This window comes from Parajatrophihabitans canadensis (assembly GCF_053764775.1).
Genome location: NZ_CM132445.1, coordinates 1069397 through 1096395 on the forward strand (window position 1 = coordinate 1069397; position 26999 = coordinate 1096395).

A 26999-nucleotide genomic window follows, 5' to 3' on the forward strand; every position below is an offset into this window, starting at 1 on the left:
GATGAGCGAAATCGAGAACGAGACGCCCGAGGCGAGTACGCCGCAGCAGAGCGACCTCGACTACAAGATCAACCTGCTGTTCGGCGGGGTCGTCGTTCGTAAGGACCTGGTCAAAGCCGTCAAGGGCAACGCCATCGTGCCCTCGTATGTCTTGGAGTACCTGCTCGGGCAGTACGCCGCCTCCGATGATGATGCCACCATCCAGGCCGGCATCGACACCGTTCGCAATATCCTCGCCGAGCACTATGTGCACCGCAGCGAGTCGGAGCTGGTTAAGTCCACGATTAAGGAACGCGGTCGACACAGGGTCATCGACAAGGTCACGGTCTCCCTCAACGAGAAGGCTGACGTCTACGAGGCGGAGTTCGCCAACCTCGGCATCAAGGGCGTGATCGTCGACTCGCCGATCATCAAGGCTCATCCCAAGCTGCTGGTCGGCGGCGTCTGGTGCATCTGCGACATCGAGTACTTCCACAACGAAGACCAACGCACCGTGCCGTGGATCCTCGGCTCGATCAAACCGATCCAGCTGTCGAAGTTCGATGTCGAGCAGTACCTCTCAGCCCGTCGCGGGTTCACGACGGAGGAGTGGATCGACCTCGTGATGCAGTCCATCGGGTTCAACCCCGAGATGTTCAGCAAGCGCGGCAAATTCTTCCAGCTAGTGCGCCTCATCCCGTTCGTCGAGCGCAATTACAACCTCGTCGAACTCGGCCCGAAGGGAACCGGGAAATCCCACATCTTCTCGGAGTTCTCGCCGCACGGGATGTTGATCTCCGGCGGGGAGGTGACCGTGCCGAAGCTGTTCGTCAACAACTCCAACGGGCGGCTGGGCCTGGTGGGGTACTGGGACGTCGTCGCCTTCGACGAGTTCGCCGGCAAGAAGAAGCGCACGGACAAGGCGCTCGTCGACATCATGAAGAACTACATGGCGAATAAGTCGTTCTCCCGAGGTGTGGAGACCCTCGGCGCGGAAGCTTCGATGGTCTTTATCGGCAACACCTCGCACACCGTGCCGTTCATGCTCAAGAACTCTGACCTGTTTGACGAACTGCCCGAGTCCTACCACGACCCCGCCTTCCTCGACCGCCTGCACCACTACATCCCCGGCTGGGAAGTCGACATCATCCGCGGCGAGATGTTTTCCGACGGCTACGGCTTTGTCGTCGACTACATCGCGGAAGTCCTCAAGTCGATGCGCTCGCAGGACTACTCCGACCGCTATCAGCAGCACTTCACGCTCTCGCCGGACATCTCCACCCGCGACCGCGACGGCATCCACAAGACCTTCTCCGGCCTGATGAAGATCCTCTATCCGGACGGTCAGGCCACCAAGGAGGAGATCGAGGAGATCCTCCGGTTTGCCATCGAGGGCCGCAAGCGCGTCAAGGACCAGATCCTGCGCATCGACTCCACCATGCCCGACGTCAAGTTCGGCTACCTAGACACCGACGGCACCTGGCATGCCGTCACCACGCTGGAAGAAGACCAGTACCCGACGTACTACCGCGTTGCGCGCGAAGCGGAGGACGACTGCGAGGACGCGACCGCAGACGCCGACCCACTCCGCGGCAGGGCCGAGGCAGCCGATGCTGGAGACGGTGAAGAGCCGGCGGACGCCAAGCCTGAACCTGAGCTGTTCCAGGGACACCGGGACTACCAAGAAGGACAGCGCGGGGTCTCGTTCGACTCGCTGCTCGTGCCGTACCTCCGCGGCGCCGCGCAGATCACGATCGTTGACCCCTACGTGCGGATGTTCCACCAGGCCAGGAACCTCATGGAGCTGGTCGAGGGGATCGCACGCGCCAAGGACCCGGCGGATGAAGTAGCTCTGAAGCTCGTCACGGTCGAGAACCAGGACGGTCCCGAGAAGGTTCAACGGCAGCTGGAGTTCTTGTTGCAGATCAAGAAGAGCGCCGGGGTGCTCGGCATCGTCTTCGACGTCGAGCTGGTCGAACCCCAGGCCATTCACGACCGATCGATCACCACCGACACCGGCTGGAAGATCCTGCTCGGACGTGGTCTCGACATCTTCCAGCGGATGGTCGACAGCCCCTTCGACCTCGCAACGAAGTACCAGAAGTACCGCGAGGTGAAGGGATTCGGGATTACCTACCTCCGCGAGCCCAGCGAATGACGATGTACCCGATTCAGTCGCAGGCGGACCCGCGCGGATCTGCCTGGCGCCGCTGGGATCCGTACATCCACACGCCCGGCACCGCGATGAACAACCAATTCGGCAAGGATTCCTGGGATAACTATCTAACGCGGATCGAGCAGTCCGAGCCACGGATCGAAGCCCTCGGCATCACCGACTACTGCAGCATTGATGAGTACGAGAAGGTGCGCGACTTCCAGGTAGCAGGTCGACTCCCGGACGTGGGCGTCATCTTCCCGAATATCGAGTTGCGCCTGCCGACCGCGACGAAGAGCGACCATAGCGTGCTCGATTCATGCGCACCGGTCGGCGCCATAACGATCCATATGTGCGCGCCGGCAGGATCCCCACTCGCGCAGATCGACGGCTACGAGCGCGCTGTCCGCCTCATGTCCGATGGTTCAACGGCGGTCGCGATCGGAGACCGAAGATCGGTTCTGGCCGGCCCGCCGGGATAGCGTCGCGAGCAGGGTCTGGGCCGATTACTCGCTTGGCTCGTCACCACTTTCAAGTAGATGCCTGTAGTTCAGGTAGTCACCCTCCAACGGGACCAAGTCGGGGTTGCCGTCCCAGTCGGCAGCCGAATGGGCACCCGTCCATGCCTTCCCTAACTCAACGTTGGCGTCGTGGACGATTGAGATTGCAATCAGGTCACCGACCAACCGTTCCAGCTCTCCGCCGCATCGGTTCACCTCGTCGAAGTCGGGGATCTCGTTGCCGTGCACCAGGTCGCTCCGCAGCGAGTAACACCGGGTCAGGAACTTCGGCGCTAGTTCCTTCTCTTGCAGGTAACGGCGATCGCCGAGCTGCGTTGCCAGCGCGCGGACCGCTTGGCCGACGGACTGCTGACGCAACCACGACAACGCGCCGAGCATCGAGCCCTTCTCCGCTTGCGGCAGACCCGAGGCCTTGACCGTGGCGACCAGTGAATCGACGACAGCTTGGGCCTCTCCGCTCCGATTCTCCGGCGCGATCAAAAGCTCGACCGCTGAGATAAGCGTGACTAGCCTCGCGTCTGGCTTCATACCCGCCGACGAACAGTAGGTGCCGTACGCGAGGTGTTGACGCGCCGTAAGCTCTGTCCCGTTTTCGAGCGACATCCAGATCGCGCCCCGGACGTCGTCCATAGGCTTACCAGCCCAGTACTGGATCGGCTGCATCCCCATGAAGTGACCCCGCAGGTTCGTCGGGAAGATCATCAGCTCATGCAGATCCATCTGTGCGTTGTCCGCAGACAGGACGTCAGGATGGATCCAGAATGCCGGGGAACGCTGGCCGAAGTCGGCCATCACATTGTTCGCCGCAAGACCGATCGACACGGCCGATCGCCAGCGCAGCGCCGCCTGCTCCGCTGCCTCAGCTGTCTCGTAACCCCAGCCGCGCAGAACCAAGTCGGTGGTGTCCTGGATCGCTGGCTGATCACCTGCTGGTGCGCGCAGAACTACTGGCTGCGCTGCGTCCGGCTCCGTGAGGTACATCTCCCACTCGGGGCAGTTGATCCGTACATGTTCGCCCAACACCATCCGGTACCGAAAGGTCCAGTCGTCTACCGTGTCCGCCATACGAGAGAGACTGACAGGCCAGCGCCGATCGATCCTTCTGATCGGCCCACTAGCTACAGCTGCGTGTCAACGGACGCGCGCCTATCGACGGTTGGGCGCGCCTGTCGACAGAGATGTTGTGTCCGGCCTGAAGCATCCTGGTGACCCTCGCGTGATAGCCGGAGATGACAGAATTACCTCGGGCGCAGATCTTCGAGAGGGCCAGTCGGTACGGCGATCCAACCTTCAATTTCGGCGGCATCGATCTCCTCTGGCGTCACTGGTTCGAAGGTCGCGCCCGAGATTGTTGCCGCTCTCGCGTTGAGCCCCGCGATAATGGCATCGAGCGCGTCGTCCGATTGTGCGGAGAGTTCTTGGAGCGCCGCTGGATACGTCAGCCATTCCTTCGTACGATCGGCGAGTGCACGTACAAGCGTGAGGCGAACCTCAGCGTCCCGCTTGTAGGCACCCGGCCTAAAATTCCAGGCACGCAGCGCAGCTGCCGGATAGACCTCAACGATGCGGCCCCTTCCCGCCCGATCGATAGGTTCGCCCGAATCTTCCTCAATCTTCGCTAGCAGACCGGCCAATCGCATTGCTGCTCGACCGATCCGGTCCGTGGACACGCTGAGCGGGAGTCCTAGGTGGTCCTCTCGCACCCGACGATCGGTGACACGAAACGCAAGTGCATCGCGATCGGCGATGCCGGCAGCAGATCCTGGCGCGACCCTGCGGTCACGGTGCGCGACGATGAAGTCTACGAAGGCAGAGGGCCATCCCAACGGGCAATCGATGCCGACTTTGTCGGCGAGTTTGATGAGTTCTAGCAGCCTCCGGTTGTCTGCGAAGACTTCGACGGAATGGACGGTTGCGTGTTCGGTCGACCATTCGATTACCGCTCCAGCAGTCTTTGTCGGCTCGGCAGCAAGATCGATTCCAACTGTGATCACGCCAAACAATATCGCGCTCACGACACGTGCTGAGTGCGGTCGGGCAATCGGTATCGAATCATCTGCACGCCTGTCAAGAAGGCAACCGGTCGCGCATAGCGACGGCTCGCGCGCGGACCGCGTCTACCGGACGCGTGACCGGGGCGCAGCCAGATTTAGTCAAGAGCAGTGGGTATCTCGTTGGCGTGCGCTGACGCCCTCAGCAAAGCTGCTTCGTCGGCTTTGCCCAACACGTCCAGGTAGGGCAGCGCGCACAACGTCGTGGCCGAAACGAGGAAGTATGCGACGGCTTCGGCGTCCTGTTCTACCTGGATCTTGGTCGCGAGGAGCTGACCGCGGGGCAGCGTTCTCATGTACCGAGCAAATGTCACCGCGGATGGATGCACGAACTGGCTGAGATTGCGATAGGTGAGGTACATCTGCTTGCCGGGCTCGGAGCCGCCGAACAGATTCTTGACCGTGTTGAACACCTCGGCCACATTCTTGAGCTTCCGACCGTTGCCTCTGCGCGCGCCATCCGCACGGTCGGTCACCTCAATGTCTGCTGCGCGGACCACGTCGGACCAGCGATACTCCTCGACCGCGCTCTGCTGGAGGAAGAGGCCACCGCGTGCCTCCGGGTCGACCTTCAGCCACCGGGCGAGCACTGCGTGCTCGATGACCACGCGTGTCAGCGCGGCCGCCGCTTGCGTATGGCCACCGCCGAGAAGCGCTAAAACGGCTCGCGCAGTGTCGCGCGCGTACATCGCGAGCCCGTGCAGCACGAGCAGACCGGGAACGTCGCCGTCTGCGACGCCGTACTCCTCTAGGGCGTCGAGCAGCACAGGCCAACTCCACGCAACCGATGTCGGCCTCGCGGGCGACGCTAGTCATTCACACATCATGTCGCGCCGTCCCGATTGGGTCCGCTATGCGCTGCTGGCATGTCGCTATGTCGGTCGCAGCGGCGCGAACCTCATCTGCAGATCCGGTAACGCAGTCCCTACTTCTTCATATGTGCGGGCAGCGGTCCGATGCTCTCGTCGTCGAGCCCGCGCAGATCGACGGGTAGGGTCACGATTCGCAAGCTTGCGTCGGAGGCAGCGGTGGATGCTAGGCAGTCGCTTCGTCCAGAGTCCGCAACATGTCGACAGAGAACGCACCTAGATTCCCGAAGAATCCGCTTCACATCGTCTACGGCCTCGACGCGCTCTCGCGCGAAACCGCGGTGGTTTGACAACGGCCAAGGCCTTCCTGTATCGAAGGTGGGTCGAAGTAAAGGACGCGCCTTGGTGGTGCGCTTCGTGTCAACTGGCTGTCGCAGCCGTTGACTGAGGCACAGTCTCCTCCGCACGTCGTACGGGCACGGCCGCCGGCACACCTATCGGCAGCTTGAGTGCGCATGAAACCGGTACATCCGGGCGGTACCGCCACGAAGACAGAGACGTCCGCACTGGCCTACATGCTGCAAGCTGGGTGCTACGTCAGTTCACCAGGTCGGCGAGGACGCGGACTACCGCACTGTTGTCTTGTTCGCCCCGCCAGCGGATCGCCGCCGTGCGTGGTCGGAACATATTGTAGATCGCGTCAGGTAGTTGCTGATTGGTAACGAGCAATCCGAACCAGGTCGATTCGTGATCGACAAGACCGCGAAGACGTGTGAGCGCTCCGCGGATTTCGCTTGCAGGCAGCGGGTGATGTCGCAGCTTCGTCTCAATGACAAGAACCCTATCGTCACGAAATCTTGCTAAGACGTCGACCTCACGGTCGCCGACTATAGTGTCCAGCTCGATACTCGCCAGTCGGTTCGCCAGGAGTGCCGCAAGCGATCGCGCAAATATCCTTTCGTAACGTGCGCTCTCAGCCCAGGGTGAATTGGCTGAATCCGTTGGCTCCACCGCGCTCGTTGGCACCGTGACCGTCGTTGGTTCAGAGTCGACCTCTCCGGAATCGATCTCGACGACGACCCGAGGCCGAGCGCCGCGGTAGGACTCGAGCACTCGCCCGTGAACGGTTCCCAAACCCCACGCGACGCGGACCTCATCTCCGGGGCGTGGCAATGCGTGGATACCCCTAGCTACCACGGACGGTCACCTGCCGTGATCGCCGCCAGCTTCTCTGCGGTGACTCTGTCAATGGCTCGTGCCAATGCCCTCAAGGTTGCGTCCCAGTTCTTAACGGCCGACAAAGTGATGGGTTTACCCCCCGCTGCTATGAGGATCTTGTCGTGGTCACTGTGAGCGATGCCGTTGCGGGCGCCGTTGATCGCGTCCAGCGCTGCGAGCCATCGGGCGCCGCGAACATAGCGCACTCTTACTTCATCGAGCACCTTGAACCCGAATCGCGCGAAGTCCTGTTGGAGGGTCGAGGCGGTCGCATTTTTCACGGAGATCTGCCGATTCAAGGTCAGTAGATTGGTTAGCACCGACTCGACAGCGGCAGTTGGCGCACGAGAGCGGTCGATGAACACATCGGTGGCTTCATCGTGGAGGTCTCTGACGTACCCCTGAAATTCAGCCGCCAGACAAAGGGTCAGGGCCCAATTGATCTGCTTCGTAGCGGTCCTTCGACCCGGGCCCGTCCCCCCGACAGTGGCGTGCGCTCCAAATAACTCGTCAACACGAGAGCGCCGGTCAGTCTCCCAACTTCGCAACGCGATCGACGGCACAGCTACACCATAACCGGCGCGCGCCGTCGTTCACGGTGCGCGCGATAGGGGTCAATCTGCGTCCCAGATCGTGAACCCCGGCAGCGTGCATATCGAGGCCTCCGTACGGTATTCGGCCGCGCCCGACCGGCAGGTTACCGGTCGGCCACGGCCCGGACTGGGTTCAGCGGGCGGCTCCGGCGAGGTAGGCGGCGACGATGTAGGTGGCGTGGCGATCAAGAGAGACGCGGGCGCGGTCGTAGCGCATCGTGGTTCTCGGGTCGGCGTGGGAGGCGGCTTCTTGGACGTCGCGCAGAGGGACGCCGGCGTCGAGCGCAGCGGTGATGAATGCGTGTCGCAGGGTGTGGGGTCCGATGGCCTTGTCGACTCCGGCTCGGCGAGCGATTCGTCGCACGATGCGGCTGGCGCAGTGGCGGTCCATCCGCTGGCCGTCGGGTCGCAGAAAGATCGGCCCGTCGAGGCGTTCGCCGATGGCGAGATCGATCGCCCGGGCGGTGCGCGGGGCTAGCGGGATGGTGACGATCTTGCCGCCCTTGCGCATGATCGTGAGCGTGCGGTGGCCGCGTTCGATGCCGAGTCTGTCGATGTCGGCGCCGAGGGCTTCGGAGATCCGCAGTCCATTGATGGCCAGCAGTGAGATTAGTGCATGCTCGTTCGGGGCTCCGAGCCCGGCCGCGACCAGCAGCGATCCGAGCTCGTTGCGGTCCAGGGCGATGGCGTGTGACTCATAGTCCAGCCGCGGGCGCCGCACGTGCACGGCCGGTGAGTGCTCAAGCAGCTCCTCCTCGACGGCGTAGCGGTAGAAACCGGAGATCGTGCATAGTCGTCGCGCGATCGTGGCGCGTGCTCGGCCGCGGGTCTCCATATCACGCCCGAAGCATTCGATGTCGGCCCGGCGGGCCTGGAACAGGTGCAGCCCGTGCTGCTGGCACCACGCGACGAACATGCGCAGGTCCAACGAGTAGGCGTCTCGGGTCAGCCCGCTGTAGCCAGCGATAAACCCGGCCAATGCGATCCGTTCGGCATCAGTGAACAGCGGCTCGACCGACACGACGACCTCAGTCGACGGGTTGGTGGTGGTCATGGCGACCTCCGGAACTCAGACTGAGGCCGGGCGTCCCGTGGAGCGTCGCAGCCCCAGAAGATGGATGGAGCTCTCAGCATGCGCCCCGGCGGTCGCGCAATCCGGCGGCCACTGAACCGCCGATTCTGCGCCTCTTGGGCTGCGTCGCCCAACGTCCATATGTGTGGCGTCGGGTGCGTGCCCACCAGAGCTCAAACGCCAGGTGTTGGAACTGCTCTGATCCTGATCAGGATGCGGGCCAGACGACTGCCAGTAGCGATGCCCAGTGTGGCGTTGCACCGTCGGCCCAGCTGATCCTGGCGGGCAGCTACTTCGTGATCTTGGACAGCCCGAGACTCTTCAAGAGGTCTGGATGGGGGAGTGGACCAGCACGGGCAGCGTGATCCCGTGGAATCCGACGCGGCCGGCAGCCGCCGAGATCGCTTCTCGCACATACGGATGCACCATCATCGGGACCGATGTACTTCCGAACAACTCGACGGCATCCGTCGAGGGCGGCGGCGTCGGGCAGCCAATGATGACCACGACAGCGACGTAGACGCTGCCAATCTCAGTCTCGTCGTGCGAGTGCATCGTCGCGCGCGCATTGAATCGGTACTGGATGCGATCCGGATCGACTTGGTACGCGGCGTCCAGCTCGAAATTGGTTGTCGCAGCCTCGCCGGCGCCGGTGCGTTTGGAGCTTTGGGACAGCAAGGCGACGTCGTCGAGTGAGAGACTCTCAACGAACTCGTTGAACTGCGCAGGATCTACCTCCGGCACGCCGCTGTGGGCCGCGGCCACGGGTTCCGTCATCGCCGAGCGACGCGCTTGTACGGCCCATCGGATGTCACCTTCGGGCTGTACAAGGCTGCGTCAATGCGTTGCATGGATCTGTCGAGGCGTTCCGTACTTGTCGTTAGTGAGGACCCCGCATGGAGGGTTTCTGTCCTGATGCTGACGACGCTGACTCTGCCAGACTCGATGGCGTGCCATGAGCCAGACTCGATGGCGTGCCATGAGTCTGCTGGGGGTGTGTCTCCGAGGGTCGCCAACTCTGCGTTCAGCTCCGCCAGCTGGGAGTCGTCCAGGTAGGTGACATCTTCGTCTGGATCTAGGCCGATCACCTCACGAGTCCAAGCGAGGACATCGCGCCAGGCCCACAAACTCATCGGCTTTGACCCACTGCCGACCACCTGCCGGGGAGCTGGGAATGGACGGGACGCACGCCGGCGCTGTCCAGTCACCCACAGGCGTACCGCTTCGGCACCTACCTCGCACCGTGCAGCGATGTCGGCGGTTGAGACAAGCTCGTCGTAGACCTCTGTGACGACCACTCCACGCATGTGCTTTGCGATGCAACGCGCAGCATCTAGGGCAGCTCCGATCGGGCTGGCATCGTCTTCGGCGACGAAGACGGCTGAACTGACGCCGCCGTTTGCCTCGAAACCTAGATCGGAGAGCTCTTCGGGAACGAGGCTGTAGGCGTCTGGGTCGCGTAGGTCGATTCCGCTAAGGCGCAGGGAAATTTTGGTGTACATGCTGCTGACTCCCGGTTGTCGAGTAACACTCTACACGCCTTGTTGGGAAGTTCCAACACATCCTATTCAGCTGTCACTTAGGCAGCAGCGGATCCAAGCGCGACCGCAAGGCGGCAACGCGTTCTCGGCACAGCCTCGCCCGCTCCTGATGGGGTTTGGCGAGACGTGGTCGGCCACGGCTTAGGCGTAACGCTGTGCAGTTTGCTTCTACAGCCGAGGCTTCCGCGGCGTCCAACTCGTCGGACAGATCGTCCGGGCTGGGAGCGTCCTGAGTCTCGTACACGTCCGAAAGCGCCTGCTCCACCGTGGCATCAGCCGCATCCAGCTGCGCCTCAATCTGATCTAGCGTCCTGCCTGCCGCTTGATGAGCCTCTGCCTGATCGAGTCCCGTCTCAACCTTGTCCAGCAGTCGCTCGGCAGCGTCAAGCAGCTGGGCGCACTCGGCATCTCGGTCTTTGACCTTCGAGCCGTCGCCTGACTCTCCGTGACGACAATTGCGGGTGACTTTCTTGCTCGCTTCGGCCGCAAAGAAACCGCTGCCGCGCGCCGTCTTGTCGATCTTGAATGTGTGCACGTGTGGGTCGCTCTCGCCAGCCGGGCACACCAAGGTGCCGTACCAGTGATCGGCGCCCTGGTAGTGGAGCGACCAACCCGCCGCCTGTGCTTGTTGCATCGGCTTGCGAAAGTGAGAGGGCAAGCTTTCGGTAGGCCAGGCCTCGTCAGCGCCAAAGATTTGGAGCGTCACCCCGGCCCGCCCCTCCCGACGAGGCCGGCTGCTCGGCATGTAACGGTCACGACGGTCGATTGTCAGGATGGGTCTTCGCCTCGAGGACCTGCTTGATCTCCGATGCGCTGAGGCTGTAGTCGCCCATGTTCCGGAGCTTCCGCCGCCATATCGGGTCGAACTCGGCGAGCATTCGCTCGTAGATTGGCACCGAGGGCATGTGTGAGTTTCCGCGTTCATGCTTCTTGTCGAAATAGGCAGCGAGGTTCGACCATCGATCCTGGGCGATCAGGTGCCTGGCGTAGCGCAGTAGCCGGCTCTCAAACCGGCTGTTGAGGTCGAAGCCAAAGAACCTAAGAGCGTGCTCCGCGCGCGGGCCAAGGGCTTCCCGCTCGGCGAGCGCAAGTTGCCCAAAGGACGACTCGAGCTGCGTGAACATGTCAAGGATGTCCATCACCAGGCTTGCCTCACGTCGGGAGAGCTCCGCGTCGATCGGTTCAAGAACTTCGGGATACTCGATCACGTAACCATTCGTGAAGACTGCAGCTGCGCGATCGTGGTACTCGTCGAGACCGCTTGGATCGCCCCTGTATAGCCGGGCAGCGATTTGATGGAGCAGTGCTAGCTCATGGCGCTTGATCGTGGTCAGGCTGGTCGGAGTCTTCGCGGGGTCGATCCAATCAGATACGTCCTCTGCGGCTGGCGCCGTGACAAGGGCGTTCAGGGTTCGTCGCGCGAGATCGCTCAAGGTCGTTCCTTGAGCAGCAGCGAGCGCCGATAGCTCCGCATAGAGGCGGTCACTAAGCCTCACCGTCAATGTCGTAGCCACGCTGCAGCCCTCCCTGTCACGCGCGACGTGAATATGCGTACGACACTACATGATTTTCAAGGTTCTGAGGGGATTTCGGCGTCCGCAGTGAGGGGACATTTTGAATATCTTGTGTCGGCCCCGGTTCATGTGATGCGGGGCTAGGTGTCCTCGCGGCCGGGGTCCTCATGCGTGACTTCATCCAGTCGACTGAAGCGCCAGCGCACTGCCTTCGGATTCGTCCGCGCTCGCGCCATCAGCCGGTCATCGAGGAAGCCGGCAAATTCGGCAAATGTAATGTCGGCTCGCTCGGCGTCACCACCGTTCGGTAAGTAGCCTCCGTGAACAATCCGGTTACGCATCAGATACAACTTGTCCCAGTAACGGCCGTGGCACGTACCCCACCGGACTACCGGGACCGCAACCTTCTGCTCGGTGCGAGGCGCGATCATCTGTACGCCGGTCAGCGGGTCGTGCTCGTGGATGACGGGATTCAGACCGGTGGCCAAGCGATCGGTGCCAGAACCCGTGCCCGCCTCCTCGATCGTCAGGAGAGCCACGATGCTGTGTCCGCAGTCGTGGAAGGTCCCGATGTCGGCCTTCTCCGCATCAAAGAGGTCCACATTGATGGACCAGCCGGCGTAGGAGCACAACAGCTCCCACTCATCTGCGATCGCCGGGTCGAGCCGAATGCCCATACCCGAGGCCCGCTTGCGCGTCGTCTGTTGCGCCGCGAGCGACCAAAGCCCTTCTTCAGCGGCACGGGCCTCGTATGTCCGCTCCCGTCGGAAATCGGTGAAGGCATCGACCTCGGCTAGCGTGAGCCGGTATCGCAAGGCGCCCAACACCGAACGGCATAGGGCGTCGGCGAGCTGCCGGTCATGGATGCGTTCGGCAACGTCCACCACGACGGCGAGTTCGAAGGGACAGACATCACCTGGTGATTGCCGCGTAGCCAGCAAGGCGAATCTCCCGGGGCCGCTGCGCGCTAGGTATTCCTATGCGTGCCTGGGGCCGTGTGTCGAAGACGCGCGTATCGACGGCTCGGTGCGTGTCCTCGACAAACCGCAAAATGTGTCGGGAATCGGAGCGCCACCGCTGCGTCGCGGTTTAGACGTCGCCGCGGCCTTGCAGGCCCAACGGTGCAGTTCGGCCCGAGAGGCGCACGTGGACTGAGGTTCGCGCGCAGTCAGTCTTCCTCGTCGTGCCCGCGTCGGCGAGGTATCCGCCCGATGATTTCTTCGGCGATCTTGTCCTTGCCAGGTCTGACCCGGATGCGGGCGTCGTTACGGAAACGCCTTGCACTATCGACCCCGTCTACTCCTGTTTCGCGCACCTTGTGCGTCACCTCTGTGGCCGCGTCGACCCAGCTCTTCGCGTCGGATGCCTGGCGACCGGATTCAATCCCGAGCCGCCCGCGGAAGTCATGGACGCCGGTCATGACGTGGTTGCTCGACTCCACTACAGCTGGGGTCACGACTGCTCCTAGCTACACGTCTGGGATCGGCAGTTGACCGTTCTCAGCTCGCACGGCGTTGACCGCAATTTTGTACTGAGCCAGTAGCTCGGTTAGCTCGTCCTTCCACGGTTCCGGCTCGAAGACGTCACGGACCACCAAGATCGCTTCCATCAGCCGGCCGGTGCAGAACGGTACCTGCCACATCGAGTCCTTCGACTCGGTGCGTACGCGTTGCGGAACCTGATCGACGTAACACATGGCCGACTCGTACGTGGGGTGAACCCGTGCAACCGAGGCGTAGTAGAGCGGCAACGTCCCAACGTCGCCGTAGCGCTTGTTCCGCTCGTAGAACTGGAGCAAGACGTTGTTGGTCGGATCGCGGCGGTCTGCCTCAACCGATTCGATGGCGCTCTCGATCTTGTCCAGGTTGATGGTCGTCCACTGAGCGTCCTTGGTGGCCTTCAACAGCTTCTCGGCGCCCGACTTATGCCCGAGGGCGACGGTGTCCACGATCTTGTCGCCCTCGACCCGAAGCCACTGCAGCGCCACGATGTGTTCGATGACAGAGCGGGAGATGCCAACCGCTTCCTCTGCATAGCCGAGGCTGTCCAAGGCCAGGATCGCCTCAACGCCGCGCTGCACTCGCATGAACCAACCATGTGCGAGGTGGGGCACCTTGCGGTAGCCGAGCTTCATGGGCGGCGTGTTGCCGGTAGCCAGCAGCGCCGGATAGAGCGGCAAGACTTTGTTGAGGATCGGTACGAAGCCCTCGTTGGCGTCAGTCACTCGGGCTCTGGCCGCTCGACCTGATCGACCGGCGCGCCGTCACTCCGGACGATCTTGATGAGCTTCACCGTGGGGAAGACCGCGAACAGGTTTTCGGCAACCTTCGCTTGGACTGACACGCTCAGCGAGTGGGGCTCGATGATCTCGATCTTGTCCTCGTTGAAGTGGGACGCCCGCAGCGCCACGTCCGGCAGCCCGAAGAGTGTCAGCGTCCGCTTAAGCGTTTCCTTGATGATCTCAAGATTCGAGAGCATGTCGGCAACCGCAGTGCCCTCACCGCGGAACGTGATCTCACCAGGGACATGTTGCCCGAAGAGGGCTTGGAAGCTGTTGAGGAGCTGGCCGTCAAGCCAAATCTCGTTGGGGACGATCACCGAGGTTTGGTTGGGCTCGACCCAGCCGAGGTAGAACTTCGACTCAAGATGACCGAGTGAATCCCCTTGGCGATGGCGCCAGCCTCGAAGTTGATCCAACGGGAATCTTCGTTGCTTGGGGTGACGCAGATGATCCCGAAACTTGAGTCCGACAGCTCTCGAAGGATGCGGTTGATCCAGTTGATGCCGCGATCCATCTCAGGCGAGTAGAACGGCTTGACGCTCTGGATGACGTTCGGCAGCCAATCGTTCAGCGCCCTGGCGCATGTGCTGCTGCGCGGCCCCGACCAGCTGATAAAGACCTTCACCCGTACTCCAGTTCACGATGCGTCGGCAGCAGAGTACGCGCCACTGTGGACAAATAAGCGAGCCGCGTAGCAGTGTCGGGAAACATGCTGCGGTCACCCGACGTGATCGACTCAAGTTCGCGCCCTGCAACTCGGGACCGCCGTCTTCCAGTGGTGGGTCGATAGCGATCGATATGCGCCCAAGGCACCGTGGATCGGATCTGCGCAGATCGACGGGTAGGCGTGCGCTGTCTGCGGCTACTTAGAGACTTGGCTTAGGACCAGGGTCTGGCCAGACTCGGACTAGGTGCTCGGCGAGACGCTCACTTCTGCGGCTGCCCATCGGGTCTTTGGTGTGGCTCTCTCATGGCATGCGGTCTCGTCGGGCACCGCGCGAGGAGAGGCTGGAAAGGGGTTTGTCCTGCTCGAAGTAGCGGTGCCCCTCCTTGCTCACCATCACTGCGATGAATGAGGAGGACACCGATGGGCGCGATCATCGGGATGGACCCGCACAAACGATCCGCGACGATCGAAGTCATCGACGTGCGCGGAGGTGTGTTGTCCGAGGGAAGCTGGGTAACGCGTGCCTCAGCACCAGTGTCTGTGAACGTCTCGGTCATCGATGTGCGCGCTGATCGCCAGCCACAGATCGTCGATTGTTTCCGGCGGATCGTTCCATCGGCATCGGGCCGGCTGATGGCTGATCGCCACACTTCTGCCGCTTCGATGCCGTAAACGACGTCGACTCCTTCTATTCGGCGGGGACGTGTCGGCTTGGTCACGCCGGTGCCCCCCACAGGAACAGGACCGGTTGGACCTCTGCTAGGCCCGATCCTCGGACCGGCTTCCACAGCTTCAGGTCTCGAGCGCTGTTGCGTAGCCCGACCTCAACCAGGTTTGACGAGCAGAAGGCATCGCGACGGCCTAGCCATTTCGAATGTTCCGCCCCGCGTTAGGGTTTCAGGGTCAGGGGTCGTCGCCGGACGCCGGTACCGCCAGCTATCAGGGTTGCCCCAATCAGCTTGCGTGCCGGACCGGCTGCCGAGGGAGGGCAATGACAGAACCCGGGCGGTGCGCCCATGGGATGCTGGGCGGTCAGTGCGCCACCTGTAAGGCGGCAAAGGCCGCTCGGCGTGCCCGGAAGCGAGCAGCAAAGAAGGTCCCGCCGGTGGTGGGCAAGGCTGTAGTTCGCAACTCCCCGAAACGGAGGAAGTCGAAAGGCAGCCAAGTTCAGCCAAAGAACACGCAGACGAAGCCAAAGAAGCAGACTTCCGTCAGTCCACTTCCGGACTACGACTCCGGCGTGCGCTTCTCGCAAGATCCCGACGCCCAAAGTAAGAGGGTCTGGGCGTTCAGGACCGGTCAGAGTTACCACCGTCGCGACTGCCACATCATCGAATCGCGCGACGGCGCCGTCATGATCCCGATCGCCACGGCCAGGCGTCGAGGCCTCGAGCGGTGCATGCACTGCGCCCCGACGGTGCGGTAGGAGATGGCGCTATGACATTGCTGGATCAGCTTCCGCGGCTGTCCGCCTACGACCCGGGCGCGGCGGGCGAAGGCGGCCTCGACCCGCTCGGGCTCTCGGCGGTTGCTGACCGAATCGCTGAGGTTCTGGCACCAGGCGTGCGTGCTCGGATGAGCCAGCCTCGCTTCGTGACACTCACCGCTGTGGGTGCCACGGCGTATCAAATGCTTCGTGAGCTCACCGCCGACGAGGGCAAGACCACCGTCGACATCGCCTTCGAGTGGATCGTGCTCGAGGCGATGGCCCGGCACCCAGGCGAGAGTCAAACTGAGGGACTGCCGGGTAACCACTAGGCCGCCCGGGCGAAGCAGATGAACGAGGGGCTCAGCCGACGGACTTACCTCAGCGGTCCACGGGATTTCGGTTTCACCGGTGTCTACCGGCCATTCTCGCGGGACGCCGGCGTCCTCACCCCCGATGACCTCCCTGGATACATGGCCCCCTCCGTATGCGGGCTATGGGCAGAGGAGTCGACGTCCCCGCGCGCGGTCCCACGGCGCTCAGTTGGCGTCGCGGAGTCGTCAGCGGAACGACCTCTTACATTTTTGGGTCTCTTCCAAGTGGGGAAAGCCCTGCTACATAGAGGAATTGCTCGGGCGCGGTCCTCGACGGCAACACTATGGTCAGGTGTGCAGCTGTCGTGGTGCCGCGTTCGCTCTCCGCGTGGACGCACGTCCATCTGGGCCCTAGCCGGGTTTCCCCTTATTCCGAAGCGGAAAGTCTGAACTATCCAACCGGAACGATTCGCTGAAGCAGCATCCCCGCCACGGCTCAAGATCAACATTCTGGTTGCCAGGCTGGTTGCCAACGACGGCGTTCGGGTTCGTTCAATGCGGATTCCGTAGGTTCACTCAGGTGCCTGAGACCCAGGTTTTACGGGATTTTCGAACTGGAGTGACTCGTCGCGAACTGGGCTTTGCGGTGCTGGCAGTGTGGACGCCAGCGAACGCACGCGAACGACGGCGAACGACAATGCAGCCGGCGCAATGACCCCATAGCGCCGCGACACTAACCGTCGCGAAACAGATGTCGTGCGTGTCGCTTGGGCGCGCACCTATCGCCGATCCGGAGTGGGCTCATCGGTAGCCCTCGGCGTCTTGCGTCGTCGATATGCGCTGAACTGTGGACTCCGCAGTTGCGAGCCAAATCCCGCCCCTGACCCACGTGGCGTAGCACCGACTCGGACAGCGATCGTCTGCTGCTGCAGGACTGCGGCAACCGCTGAGATGCCTACGCCAGGTTCCAGACACGCGGAAAGCTCTGTTCGCGTGTGGTTGAGGTTTGTCTTCCTACGACGCGCGAAGTCCAATCGGCAGCCAATGGCACCCTCGGCAGCTCGCCCGCAAACCAGTCGTCCTTAGGTGGAGCGCGCGCAGGTGACTGCGTTCCGGGAGCGGGCCGGGGCGGGCGGCGACACGCCCGTACGTTGCCCGGACTCGCCGGTGACGGAGGCGGCGTTCACCGGTCGTCGGGCTGACTGTCACGAGGCCTGGGATACTTCCTCATAGGCGGGGAAAGGCACGTACGGCCCGGGTCTCAATCTCGGCGTGCAGCCCGATGGCGTCGTATGGAGTAGGCGCATGTTGACCGGGCAGCGGCCATACCGAGCGTCACCCGCGTTCCTAGCCGTCGTTCGTCTTGCCTCGTTTCTTCTGTGTTGTTTTGTTATCCGCTTCTGATTTGAAGTAGTAGCCCATCACAAAGCCGAGAATGCCGGTCAGACCAGTCGTTACAGTGCCAAGCGTGAGCACTAAGTTCTTGAAGTCATCCACGGTCATCGGCGCGTGGTGGCTCGTCGTCACGTAGAGAATGAACGGGCCGCCGATGTTGACGGCAAGCACCGCGAGGTAGGCCAGAACGAGCCACTTTGCGATGGAGTGTCGGGCGTCGGCGTGCGCAAGAAGCTGTGCTTCATCGAAGTTCTTTGGAACCGGTTGCCTGAACTGGCTGATTTCACTGTGCGCTGGGATAGTGGTCATGATCGGTTCTTCCAGAGCTCGACCACCTGTGTCCGACCGTTGCCATCGATGATGTTGATTTGCTTGCCTTGTGCCAGCTGTAAAAGGCCTAGCGCCAACATCACGACTTCTGCGTCCGAGCTCGCGTTGATGAGCTGGGCCTTGAGAGTTTGCAGATTGTCGTACGCGTCGCCCACGATGGACACCGTGGCCTGCGGCGGGCCGGATGAGGGCACCGTGAAACTGGAAACTTGCTGCGGCGGGTTGGTCATCGGCGCTCCCTAAATCTTTTCTAGACGTTGAGAGTGTGCCTGAGATTGAAGTGTTGCCGCTAGCCTTTCCTCGGCGCCGCCAGAAATCGGATGAACAGTGACTTTTGCCCGAACATCACCGCAAGTTGGGAGGGGAGTGATCGGCCGGTGCTGGCCTCTCAACTGTCACTGTTACATCGATGTTCTCCGAAATCACTACGACTTCGGACATTCCGGTCGTTTCTGGTTCTCGGCGCTTCTTCCAGAGGCGATAGCGCGGCACGATGAGCGCGCAGGAGATCGCTGTGAAGGCTACGAAAGGGAGCCAGCTTGATCCCAGAGCGGCCGGGACGAACGCAATCGCAGCGACGAGCAGCGCCCAGCCTCCTTCGACCATAAGTTCCCGGCGATCCCTGAAGTCTTTCCAATACTCCTGCTCGTAGGAACCCGCCACCGACGCGTGCTCGACGATTGGACGTGCGAGCCAGTGATCTGCCGCTCCGATCGCTCCGACGAACATTGCGCAGATGACAACCACTTCGACGTACTCCGGATCGGCCTTATGAATATGGCTGAGCCCGCTGGCGATGCCCGCCCCGATGCTGCCGAGGACTGCTGCTGCCGCGAGAGGTACCCAAATGGAAACGAAAAACAGCCCGAAGAATTTTATTGGAGGGAACCGAAGTGTTTGCCGGAGCGTCGGTTCCTTGGTGTCCCGGAACCCGGGCGTAGGACGGAGGTTGGGATCGGCGTTGAAGTTGTCGAGGGCCGCCTGTTTTACCGCTCGCCAGAGTGACCGCACGTCTCGGACTCGATGCCAGACGTTCGACGCCCAGTTCGCTATAGCTTCTCGCTCGCAGCGTGCAGCCGCCCACGCGAGCGGAATCGACGCCGCGATGGTGACAAGTAAGGCAGTTCCTGCGGAGTCATGCTGGCTGGCCAAGAGCGCGAAGAAAATTAATGCCTCTACGGGCAAGGACAGGATGCCGAAAAACAGGACCACCACAATTGCCGCGAGGAAGATTAAAATCACGAAAAGGAGTCCTGCGTTGAGCGTCTGTGATGTGGCATTTGATCGATCGCTTTACCACCAGTCGACGCATATACGCCGATCAACACGGCGGCCACGGTCACGAGCACGATCGACCTGACGATGCGACGCCCGTAATCGCGGAACGTAAGCAACGGTCGAAATTGTTGATCGAGCCACGCCTTCCTCCATCGACCCCACTCCTGACTTGGGTCGATGTCGAAGGACGCCAAGGCTTGCGACCGATTCCGCTGAATCGTTGCTTTATGCGCTTTCGCCTTGTCCCTTGTGTTTGCGTACCGTCCCCGAATCCCCATAATCATTCCGTTCGAATTGCCGTTGGTGAGGGTTCGACAGACGCGGGCCGGCTCTCACTATCTGTGTGTCGTCCCGACCCACATGGTCAGGCAGGAGGGACTTCGGCTTTGGCAACTCTTTGTAGTTGTCAAAGTTCAGCGCAGCCGGGTTACGGTACCGCTTCGTTGAAGTTGCCGCCGTGCGCGTAGCTCAACTGTTGCAACCTCGTCAAGCGCGCCGGGAACACCGCGGCGGCCATTTCGACCGCCCGATCAAGTTCAACGAACGCCACGTTCCTCCTAGCCGCAACCGCTGATACCAACGATCGCGTCGGGGTTTAGCCGCAGCACTCACCGGTCCCGCCGCCGAAGCCGCGCCGGAACTTCGGGTCGCCCTGCCAACCCCGCACAGTGCGGTCCGTGTCGCCGACGGCTCCGGCCACTCGCGGTCATGGCTCGATAGTCTCGCATATGAGGGCGAAGAGCATTCGCTATTCGGCCACGAGAGTGTGCGGTCGGTACCTAGCGATCGATATGCGCACCCACCCTGCGAGTGGCGTGTGCTCGATATCGACGGGTATCGCACTGGCCAACGCAGGCTGTTCGCGGCTACTTAGCGACTTGGCTCAGGACCAGGGTCTGGCCAGACTCGGTCTAGGTGCTCGGCGAGACGCTCACTTCTGCGGCTGCCCATCGGGTCTTTGGTGTGGCTCTCTCATGGCATGCGGTCTCGTCGGGCACCGCGCGAGGAGAGGCTGGAAAGGGGTTTGTCCTGCTCGAAGTAGCGGTGCCCTCCTTGCTCACCATCACTGCGATGAATGAGGAGGACACCGATGGGCGTGATCATCGGGATGGACCCGCACAAACGATCCGCGACGATCGAAGTGATCGACGTGCGAGGCGGCGCTGGTGGTGCCGGCACGGGCCCAGGCGGCGCTGACGGCGGGACCGCGGCAGGTACCGGTGCGGCTGCTGCCAGACGCGGCGGCGCTGGTGGAGAGGCCGAGGCAGAGGCACCAAAACCACCAGAGGAACACGCGGCTAGGCAAGCACAGGTGGCAGCCGCGATCGCGTACGCGGTACGACGCACCATCCGCGACACACCCCAACCTCCTCATGATCAACCGATCGCCCGTAGCGCAGCGCGGGGCCATCCGGTCGGGCGCCCGACGTCCGGTATTTGCATGCCAGGGCTCGCACTGCGCGAGCTCGACTGGAACTGCCGCCGTCCGTGCGCGGTCATGCCGAGTCCGCGCGATGGTCAGGACTACGATCCGGCCCTGTGGATCACAGCTCAGAACCCGGCTCAGAGGAGTAGGCCGCTGCACCTTGCCGCAGGGTGGTGGGGTGATTCAGCCCGGAGTTCTTCTGCGTGACGTGCAGACGCTGGAGTTCGGCTTCCAGGCCAGTGCGTTAACCCCGGCCGGTGGGAAGCGGACGGTATAGAGCATGCCGTTGAGCTGCCGGAGTCGAGGGCGGGATTGCATATGTGGCAACGGTTGCGCGGAAGGTGGCCTGCGCTACCTTGTCGGTGACGGGTCGGCGGGCTGAGCAGCGCAGGATGTAGCGGGACTGGTCGTCGAGCCAGGTGATGATCTCGGCCTCGGTGCGGTCGGCGATGCGGTAGCGGGTGAAAGTCTGATGCGAGGTCTCATTGGGCAGGCCGGCTTGGAAGCGGTTGTAGGAGACCCTGGCGCGTTTCATCGGGGCTGAGGTGATCAGCACTGCCGGTCAGGGTCGGGGCGACGGTTGCGATGGATGCTCTTACTGGTGGTTATGCTTTAGGTCTAGGCGATGGTGGCGGCCCTGGCATCGAGGCTGGACTTCGAGACGCCGTACTTCGTGGCAACGACGGCAGGGCGCCCCTTGAGCACGACAGCGCCAGGGAGCAGCCGGAGGCTGAAGACTCGCACTCAAGAACCGGTGCCGGGCGCCGGCGGGAGTGACCTTGCGGCGACATACTCAAGCGTGCGGTGTGCAGCGATCGCGACGGCTTCGTCGATCATCCTGCCGTCGAGTGCTACCGCGCCCCGCCCGGTTCGCAACCCTTCGTCGAGTGCGTCGATGACCCTCTGCGCTTGAGCGCACTGTTCGGGCGACGGTGTGAATCGCTCGAGCACCACCTCGAGCTGGCGGGGGTGGATTACCCATTTGCCGTCGAATCCCAACGCAGCAGCTCGGTCGACGGCCGCACGGAACGTTTGGTCGACGTGTGTGCCAAGGTACGGCCCGTCGACGGCGAATAGTCCATTGGCGCGGGCCGCAGTCAGCACCGCGTCCTGCGGCCCGAGCCAGAGGCTCGGATCACCGGCAGGGTCGCGCCCCAGCGACGCGCTCAGGTCTGCGTAGCCAATAATCAGCGCCCGGAGCCGAGTTGAGCTGCGAGCGATGCGTTCAACGTTGGCTAGCCCCGCGGCGCTCTCGATCAGCGCGTCGATACGGATCGGTGTCGTCCTGCCCGCCGCGAGTTCAGCGCCGTCGAGCAACCGCTCGACGAACGCGAGATCGCCGGCCGACTCGACCTTCGGGACCAGTATTGAGGCGATCGGCAGCTCTGGCGGACATAGGGCGAGCAGGTCAAGGTGACACCACGGCGTCCGCGGCGCGTTTACCCGGACCGTCACGGCAGGGCTGTCTGGCGTCCGGTACCAGGTCCGTCCGATGATCGCGGCCCGCGCCGCAGCCTTCGCTTCGACTGCTACGGCGTCCTCGAGGTCGAGGATCACGCTATCGGCGGCTGACTCCAGCGCGCGTTCGAGCATGCGCGCATTCGAGGCTGGGGCCGAAAGCAGTGACCTGAGCTGCGCCGGATTCGTCGGACCAATTTGCACCATCACACTCAGCCACGCAGGATTTCGAGCATCTCCTTGTATGGAGCCGGATCGGTTCGGACCGCGATGACGACGGGCCGAGTCTCGTCGCGAGTTGACTCAAGAGCGGCACGGAGGTCATCGACACTGTCCACCTCGACAGTCCGCAAGCCTAGGAACTGGGTCAGCCCCGTCCAACGTGGTCGCGCGAACCGTACGCCGAGTCCTGCGTCGTCCCGCGTCTGCTTGATTTCGATGAGGCTCAGCGCACCGTCGTCGAATACCACAATCACGATGCGTCCCCCGAGCCGGGCGGCGGTTGCGAGTTCGGCTGCGGCCATCAGCAGACCGCCGTCGCCTGTGAAGCAGACGACCGGGTGGGCCGGGTCGATGATCGAACGCGCTACCGCGGCGGGCAGCGCATAGGCCATGGTTGCCAGCCCGTTGGAGATCGACACGCTGCCTGGCGAGCGAGCTAGCCAGCCCTGGCAGACCGGCAACATGTGCGCCCCAGCGTCGACGGTCAGCCGTGCCTCGTCCCCTAACACTTCATGGGCGACCGAAACGATCTCCCATGGATGCAGGCCCTCGCCGGATCCGGCAGTAGCCGCGAAGCGTTCGTTGACCGAGGCGCGCTGCTCGCGGGCGTGCTTGCTCTCCCACGTCGAGGCACCATGGCGCGGGAGCGCCGCGAGCGCGGCCGCGAGATCGTCGACGACCACGTGCTTGGCTGCGGACATCGCTCCGTTGCGCAGCGGGTAGGTGGAAATGTCCACGCGCGGGGCGCTCAGGGCGTTGGCGGCGGGCAGGAGTTCGATGGCATCCAGGCCGATGGTGATCAATAGGTCCGCCTGCTCCAGAAGTGGGGCCTCGGCGACCCCGCCGGTGACGATGCCGGCCGACCAGTCGTCGAATTCCGAAATCGCGCCTTTGCCTTTGTACGTGGTGAGTACGGGCGCCCGGAGGGCGACGGCCACCGCATCGAGCGCGCCGGCCGGCAGTGCCGTGGCACCGAGTCCGGCGAGGATGACCGGGCGCGTCGCCGCGGCTACGAAGCCGTACACCTCGGGCGTCACCGACATTCCGGCGCTGCCGCTGGCGACCTCCGCACTTGCCACGACCGAGGGCCACGAGGCTGCATTGCCTGGCAGGTCGAGGTGTACCGGACCAGGCACACCGTCTGTGGCTGCGGCGACCGCCTGCCGGAAGGCAGCACCGGTCAGGTCGACGGTTGCAGTGATCGACGTCTTGACGACACCGCCGAGCAGCTTGGAGTGGTCGAGGTATTGATGAAAGTCGGGGCGGTTGCCGCTGTCGCCCAGGCGGTCGCTGATCAGGATGACGGGCACTCGATCGAGCAGGCAGTGCGCCAAGCCGTTGACCGCCGCGGACGTCCCCGGGCCCAGCGAGGTGAGGGCGACAGCCGGTCTGTGTAGCTGTTCTGCCTCCGTGGCTGCCATGAATACCGCGCCCGTCTCACTGTGGGAAAGCACGAACTCGATGCCGGCACGGCGCAGCGCCCCAAGCAGACGCGACGTTCCACCTCCAGGAAGTCCGTAGACCCGGGTGATTCCGGTTTCGGCTATAGCGCTGGCGATGTCGTCAAGGGCCTGGCTCACTGCTGCTCCTCCGGAGGATGTGACGACGGGAGAACGTCATTGATGGTGTGCAATTCGCGTGCTCGGGCCAGCACTGCGTCGCTCGCCGAGGCAGCGAGTACGCAGACGCCGCTCGCGTCGGCGACGACCGTGTCACCCTGCTCCACCAGTACGCCACCGACGGTGGTGGGCTCGCCGATACGGGTGATAGCGATACGCCCCTTACCGCTTCGCGGGGTAGTGCCTGCGGCATAGACGACGAAGTCGTGCCTATCGATTTCTTCGACATCGCGCACCCAGCCGTCGGTGACGAGGCCGAGCACGCCGTTCGCGCGCGCCCGCTGCGCCGCGATTCCTCCCCACGTCGAGATGGGTCCAGACGCCGCCCAACCGAGCACCATGACGTCACCGACCTGCGTGTCCGCGACGAAGTCCGCCAGCCCGACTATCCCGGGACCGGTGCCCGGCACGACCGTCGCGGTGCGTGCACGACCGACCACGATGGCTGCGGTGGGGACTACCCGAACGAGTCCGTCGAGCACCGCGCCGGGTCGACCGGTCTCGTCGAGCGCGTCTGAAACAGCCGACGTGTTGAACTCGGCTTCATTGGATGGTGTGCACATAAGTACGGCCAACATAGAGTATGAGGGAAGTGGGGGTCAAGCGACGTGGGCGCGATACCGTGCCTGGCCAGAATCCTCAGAGAATCCAACGATTGAAGTTGGATCAGCAGGTGCTTCGGACGGGAGCGAGCAGTGAAGAGCTTTCGCTAAAACCTTGCTGTGACGGGAACCACCTGCTAATTTGGCCGGACATTCCATTGGCTGCAGTCCGGTCGCGACGCCTCGCTGTCCGTCGACGAGCGTGGGACGTTTTCATGGAAGGTTGGCAGCACCTTGGTAGTTCAGAATATGGTCCACGGGCTCACCGCGCTCGGTAGTCCGCAGGCGATCCTGTATTTGGTGATCGGGGCGCTTATCGGCATGGTTGTCGGGGCGATCCCGGGGCTCGGTGGCGCGGTTGTTCTCAGCCTCATCCTGCCGTTCGTCCACCACTTCAACCTCACCGCCACGCTGTGCTTGTTCCTCGGTGTCCACGCGGGCTCGTACTTCGCCGCGTCGGTCACGTCGATTCTGTTGAACACGCCCGCCCACCCCGAAGCATTTGCCGTCACGTTTGACGGCTTCCCCATGGCGCGGAGGGGAGAGGCGGGTCGGGCCCTGGGGATCTCGGCGGCGGCGACTTGCTTGGGAGGATTCGTAGGCTGCGCTGTGCTGCTGGCGTTCATTCCGGTGATGGACAAGCTTCCGAACCTGTTCCATCCGCCCGAATACATCGCGCTGGTCGTCATCGCGATGCTGCTGGTAGGAACGCTCGGTGCTGAGTCTGTTTCGAAGGCGCTGATCTCCGCGGGAATCGGGCTGGGCTTGGCAACGATCGGTCCCTCTTCGGTGACGGGTACATTCCGCTACACGTTCGGCTCAGTCGACCTCTACGCCGGCGTTTCGCTCGTAGCCGTGGCGCTCGGGTCGTTCGCGATACCCCAGTTGGTCATGGTGTTCGGCACCGGCACGTCAACGGCGAAACAGGATATGACCGGCCGCGAAGTCGGCGACGCGGCGCCCATCGAACTTGGCGACGGCCGCGCTCGTCAGGTGCTCGGCGGGGTGCTCGAGACATTTCGTCACTGGGCGCTGAACATCCAGTCCGGCATCGTCGGCGCGCTCGCGGGCATCATCCCCGGCATTGGTGGCTTCGCTGCCAACTTCCTGTCCTATGGGATCGCGCAACAGACGCATCGGCGGCGGAAACTGTTCGGAACCGGCATAGCCGAGGGAATCATCGCCCCGGAGGGTTCGTCGCTGGCCAAGGAGGCGGGGTCGATGATCCCAATTCTTGGTCTTGGAATCCCTGGTGGCGTCGGCGGCGCTCTGTTCATCGCAGCGCTCAGCTTGAAGGGTGTGGCCGCTGGTTATGGATTCTCCACGTCCTACCCCACGGTGCCGTACGAGATTGTTTGGATCCTCGCCCTTTCAGGGCTCATTGGCACGGTGGCCGGTGCGCTGATCGCACCTTCGTTGGCGCGGATGACCAAGGTGCCCGGACCGCTGCTACTGCCGATCATCATGGGCCTTGCGGTCACCGGCCAGTTCGTCTCGACCGTCTCGTTCTTCTCGGTCATCGAGCTCGTGGTGTTCGCGCTGATCGGTCTGATCCTGCGGCGGCTGCGTTACTCCCTCTCTTCGTTCGCCGTCGGGCTGGTGCTTGGCCCGACGCTGGAGACGAACGTTGCCCTGACCCGCAATCTCTACCCGGGAATCACCTTCCTGAGGGAGCGCCCGCTGGCCGACCTGCTTTTCCTGATTGCAATTGGCATCGTTGTACTGAAGTACCTACAGATCCGGCGGGAGCGTGCGGCCGCACGCTTGATCGACCTGAACGAGGCCGAGGCCGCTCCGACGCCAGCGGCACGGGCCTCCATCGAGCGACTGCAGCAGTTGCGCCGGGTGCCATTTCCTGTCCTGTCGATCGTCACCACCGTTTGCTTGTTTGCGATATCGACCTGGTTCGTCATCTACGGCGCGACCCGATACAACTTCGCCACGGCGATCATGCCCGTGATCAGCGGCATCTTCATCGCTGTGCCGGCGATGCTGCAGCTGCCTGGTGATATCCGTAGGTATCTTCGGGTGCGCAAGTTACGCCCCACGCTCGCGGACCTCCAGACAGATACAGACAGCGGGGGCCTCGGTGGTCTACCGCCGGATGACCTGCCGGTATCGCTGCCCGGCGAAGATCGCCGTGCCGCCGCCGCAACGCTGAGCGCGGCCGCGGGCTCAGGCGGCGGACTGCTGCTCACCGTGATGGAACCGCCTGCAGCCGTGATCGAGCCCCAGATCCTCAGCCGTGTCAAGGATAAGTCGTGGGGTTGGAACGGTCAGTACCTACGTGAGATCGGTGCGTTCGCCTGGTTGATCGGCTTCATCTTCGCGTGCTATCTCGTGGGTTTTGTGTGGGCCACGCCGATCTTCGTGATGGTCTACGGGCTGACGTGTACCAGGCACTACTTCAAGACCCGGTTCTCGTGGCTTGCCTACTGCGCGATCTCTGCGGCAGTTCTCTGGGGTGCCACCTACGGGATGTTCCACGCGCTGTATCTCGTGTTCTACCCGCTGCTCAATATCTGATC

Annotated in this window: 27 protein-coding genes and 1 pseudogene; 6 read left to right on the top strand and 22 right to left on the bottom strand. The window is 63.0% G+C overall.

From position 1 onward, the window contains the following. The first annotated feature begins 1 nt into the window (after nucleotide 1). Nucleotides 2-2137 (top strand): BREX system Lon protease-like protein BrxL, encoded by a 2136-nt coding sequence (brxL, locus tag ACSMXN_RS05190; protein WP_022913518.1) that lies wholly within the window; start codon nucleotides 2-4, stop codon nucleotides 2135-2137. A 2-nt stretch (nucleotides 2138-2139) separates the two neighbouring features. Continuing rightward, a pseudogene (locus ACSMXN_RS05195) lies at nucleotides 2140-2445 on the top strand (hypothetical protein); the annotation flags it as partial. A 195-nt stretch (nucleotides 2446-2640) separates the two neighbouring features. Here the strand turns inward: ACSMXN_RS05195 and ACSMXN_RS05200 are convergent. From ACSMXN_RS05200 to ACSMXN_RS05260, 13 genes are all read right to left on the bottom strand, one after another. Further along, nucleotides 2641-3720: a hypothetical protein gene (locus tag ACSMXN_RS05200; RefSeq protein WP_022913520.1), complete on the bottom strand. Its 1080-nt coding sequence runs from the start codon at nucleotides 3718-3720 to the stop codon at nucleotides 2641-2643. A 173-nt stretch (nucleotides 3721-3893) separates the two neighbouring features. Then, entirely contained in the window at nucleotides 3894-4649 is a 756-nt protein-coding gene (locus ACSMXN_RS05205; RefSeq protein ID WP_027139492.1) for a DUF429 domain-containing protein, read from the bottom strand. A gap of 155 nt (nucleotides 4650-4804) precedes the next feature. Next, the gene (locus ACSMXN_RS05210; protein ID WP_455407700.1) at nucleotides 4805-5473 is read right to left on the bottom strand and encodes a DUF5677 domain-containing protein; all 669 of its coding nucleotides are present in this window, start codon (nucleotides 5471-5473) and stop codon (nucleotides 4805-4807) included. Between the two features lie 1232 nt (nucleotides 5474-6705). Further along, nucleotides 6706-7296, bottom strand: coding sequence for a hypothetical protein (locus ACSMXN_RS05215; RefSeq protein WP_022913524.1), 591 nt, complete (start codon nucleotides 7294-7296; stop codon nucleotides 6706-6708). Between the two features lie 163 nt (nucleotides 7297-7459). Further along, a complete protein-coding gene (locus ACSMXN_RS05220) occupies nucleotides 7460-8380 on the bottom strand; it encodes a tyrosine-type recombinase/integrase (RefSeq protein ID WP_022913525.1) in 921 nt (306 codons plus the stop codon). A gap of 339 nt (nucleotides 8381-8719) precedes the next feature. Next, nucleotides 8720-9175, bottom strand: coding sequence for a hypothetical protein (locus ACSMXN_RS05225; protein WP_022913526.1), 456 nt, complete (start codon nucleotides 9173-9175; stop codon nucleotides 8720-8722). Continuing rightward, nucleotides 9172-9900: a hypothetical protein gene (locus tag ACSMXN_RS05230; protein ID WP_022913527.1), complete on the bottom strand. Its 729-nt coding sequence runs from the start codon at nucleotides 9898-9900 to the stop codon at nucleotides 9172-9174. Before ACSMXN_RS05230 ends, ACSMXN_RS05225 begins: the two co-directional genes overlap by 4 nt. Before the next feature lie 73 nt (nucleotides 9901-9973). Then, on the bottom strand, nucleotides 9974-10645 hold the full coding sequence (locus tag ACSMXN_RS05235) for a hypothetical protein (RefSeq protein WP_155958381.1): 672 nt from the start codon (nucleotides 10643-10645) through the stop codon (nucleotides 9974-9976). A 46-nt stretch (nucleotides 10646-10691) separates the two neighbouring features. After that, the gene (locus ACSMXN_RS05240; RefSeq protein ID WP_196811287.1) at nucleotides 10692-11453 is read right to left on the bottom strand and encodes a YfbU family protein; all 762 of its coding nucleotides are present in this window, start codon (nucleotides 11451-11453) and stop codon (nucleotides 10692-10694) included. A gap of 140 nt (nucleotides 11454-11593) precedes the next feature. Next, nucleotides 11594-12394 carry a hypothetical protein gene (locus tag ACSMXN_RS05245; protein ID WP_155958382.1) on the bottom strand — a complete coding sequence of 267 codons (801 nt, stop codon included), beginning with the start codon at nucleotides 12392-12394 and terminating at the stop codon, nucleotides 11594-11596. Between the two features lie 227 nt (nucleotides 12395-12621). After that, on the bottom strand, nucleotides 12622-12909 hold the full coding sequence (locus ACSMXN_RS05250; protein WP_022913531.1) for a hypothetical protein: 288 nt from the start codon (nucleotides 12907-12909) through the stop codon (nucleotides 12622-12624). Between the two features lie 12 nt (nucleotides 12910-12921). After that, nucleotides 12922-13677, bottom strand: a complete 756-nt coding sequence (locus tag ACSMXN_RS05255; RefSeq protein ID WP_022913532.1) for a DUF5677 domain-containing protein — start codon at nucleotides 13675-13677, stop codon at nucleotides 12922-12924. Continuing rightward, on the bottom strand, nucleotides 13674-14150 hold the full coding sequence (locus tag ACSMXN_RS05260; protein WP_196811294.1) for a hypothetical protein: 477 nt from the start codon (nucleotides 14148-14150) through the stop codon (nucleotides 13674-13676). Before ACSMXN_RS05260 ends, ACSMXN_RS05255 begins: the two co-directional genes overlap by 4 nt. 671 nt (nucleotides 14151-14821) lie before the next feature. On the opposite strand from ACSMXN_RS05260, the gene ACSMXN_RS05265 reads away from it, so the two are divergent. Beyond that, the gene (locus ACSMXN_RS05265; protein ID WP_022916101.1) at nucleotides 14822-15073 is read left to right on the top strand and encodes a hypothetical protein; all 252 of its coding nucleotides are present in this window, start codon (nucleotides 14822-14824) and stop codon (nucleotides 15071-15073) included. Between the two features lie 765 nt (nucleotides 15074-15838). Then, nucleotides 15839-16159 (top strand): hypothetical protein, encoded by a 321-nt coding sequence (locus ACSMXN_RS05270; RefSeq protein ID WP_022916099.1) that lies wholly within the window; start codon nucleotides 15839-15841, stop codon nucleotides 16157-16159. Nucleotides 16160-17488: 1329 nt separating this feature from the next. On the opposite strand, the gene ACSMXN_RS05275 is transcribed toward ACSMXN_RS05270, so the two are convergent. From ACSMXN_RS05275 to ACSMXN_RS05290, 4 genes are all read right to left on the bottom strand, one after another. Next, the gene (locus tag ACSMXN_RS05275) at nucleotides 17489-17845 is read right to left on the bottom strand and encodes a hypothetical protein (protein ID WP_022916098.1); all 357 of its coding nucleotides are present in this window, start codon (nucleotides 17843-17845) and stop codon (nucleotides 17489-17491) included. Continuing rightward, nucleotides 17842-18096, bottom strand: coding sequence for a hypothetical protein (locus ACSMXN_RS05280; protein ID WP_022916097.1), 255 nt, complete (start codon nucleotides 18094-18096; stop codon nucleotides 17842-17844). The genes ACSMXN_RS05275 and ACSMXN_RS05280 overlap by 4 nt, the downstream gene beginning before the upstream one ends. A gap of 115 nt (nucleotides 18097-18211) precedes the next feature. Then, nucleotides 18212-19108 (bottom strand): hypothetical protein, encoded by an 897-nt coding sequence (locus tag ACSMXN_RS05285; protein WP_022916096.1) that lies wholly within the window; start codon nucleotides 19106-19108, stop codon nucleotides 18212-18214. Between the two features lie 463 nt (nucleotides 19109-19571). Next, the gene (locus tag ACSMXN_RS05290; RefSeq protein ID WP_022916094.1) at nucleotides 19572-19694 is read right to left on the bottom strand and encodes a hypothetical protein; all 123 of its coding nucleotides are present in this window, start codon (nucleotides 19692-19694) and stop codon (nucleotides 19572-19574) included. Nucleotides 19695-20234: 540 nt separating this feature from the next. Here ACSMXN_RS05290 and ACSMXN_RS05295 point away from each other — a divergent pair. Further along, entirely contained in the window at nucleotides 20235-20777 is a 543-nt protein-coding gene (locus ACSMXN_RS05295) for a hypothetical protein (RefSeq protein ID WP_022915830.1), read from the top strand. A 37-nt stretch (nucleotides 20778-20814) separates the two neighbouring features. Here ACSMXN_RS05295 and ACSMXN_RS05300 read toward each other — a convergent pair whose 3' ends face one another. The 5 genes from ACSMXN_RS05300 to ACSMXN_RS05320 all read right to left on the bottom strand — a co-directional run bounded on the left by ACSMXN_RS05300 (nucleotide 20815) and on the right by ACSMXN_RS05320 (nucleotide 24432). Further along, nucleotides 20815-21105 (bottom strand): hypothetical protein, encoded by a 291-nt coding sequence (locus tag ACSMXN_RS05300; protein WP_155958589.1) that lies wholly within the window; start codon nucleotides 21103-21105, stop codon nucleotides 20815-20817. A gap of 83 nt (nucleotides 21106-21188) precedes the next feature. Further along, on the bottom strand, nucleotides 21189-21314 hold the full coding sequence (locus tag ACSMXN_RS05305) for a hypothetical protein (protein ID WP_022915828.1): 126 nt from the start codon (nucleotides 21312-21314) through the stop codon (nucleotides 21189-21191). Beyond that, nucleotides 21315-22235: an HpcH/HpaI aldolase/citrate lyase family protein gene (locus ACSMXN_RS05310; RefSeq protein WP_022915827.1), complete on the bottom strand. Its 921-nt coding sequence runs from the start codon at nucleotides 22233-22235 to the stop codon at nucleotides 21315-21317. Between the two features lie 5 nt (nucleotides 22236-22240). Beyond that, a complete protein-coding gene (locus ACSMXN_RS05315; protein ID WP_022915826.1) occupies nucleotides 22241-23830 on the bottom strand; it encodes a thiamine pyrophosphate-dependent enzyme in 1590 nt (529 codons plus the stop codon). Then, nucleotides 23827-24432 carry an RraA family protein gene (locus ACSMXN_RS05320; protein ID WP_196811469.1) on the bottom strand — a complete coding sequence of 202 codons (606 nt, stop codon included), beginning with the start codon at nucleotides 24430-24432 and terminating at the stop codon, nucleotides 23827-23829. The genes ACSMXN_RS05315 and ACSMXN_RS05320 overlap by 4 nt, the downstream gene beginning before the upstream one ends. A 273-nt stretch (nucleotides 24433-24705) precedes the next feature. Between ACSMXN_RS05320 and ACSMXN_RS05325 the strand changes: the two genes are divergently transcribed. Then, nucleotides 24706-26997, top strand: coding sequence for a tripartite tricarboxylate transporter permease (locus ACSMXN_RS05325; protein WP_155958588.1), 2292 nt, complete (start codon nucleotides 24706-24708; stop codon nucleotides 26995-26997). Nucleotides 26998-26999 lie beyond the last annotated feature (2 nt).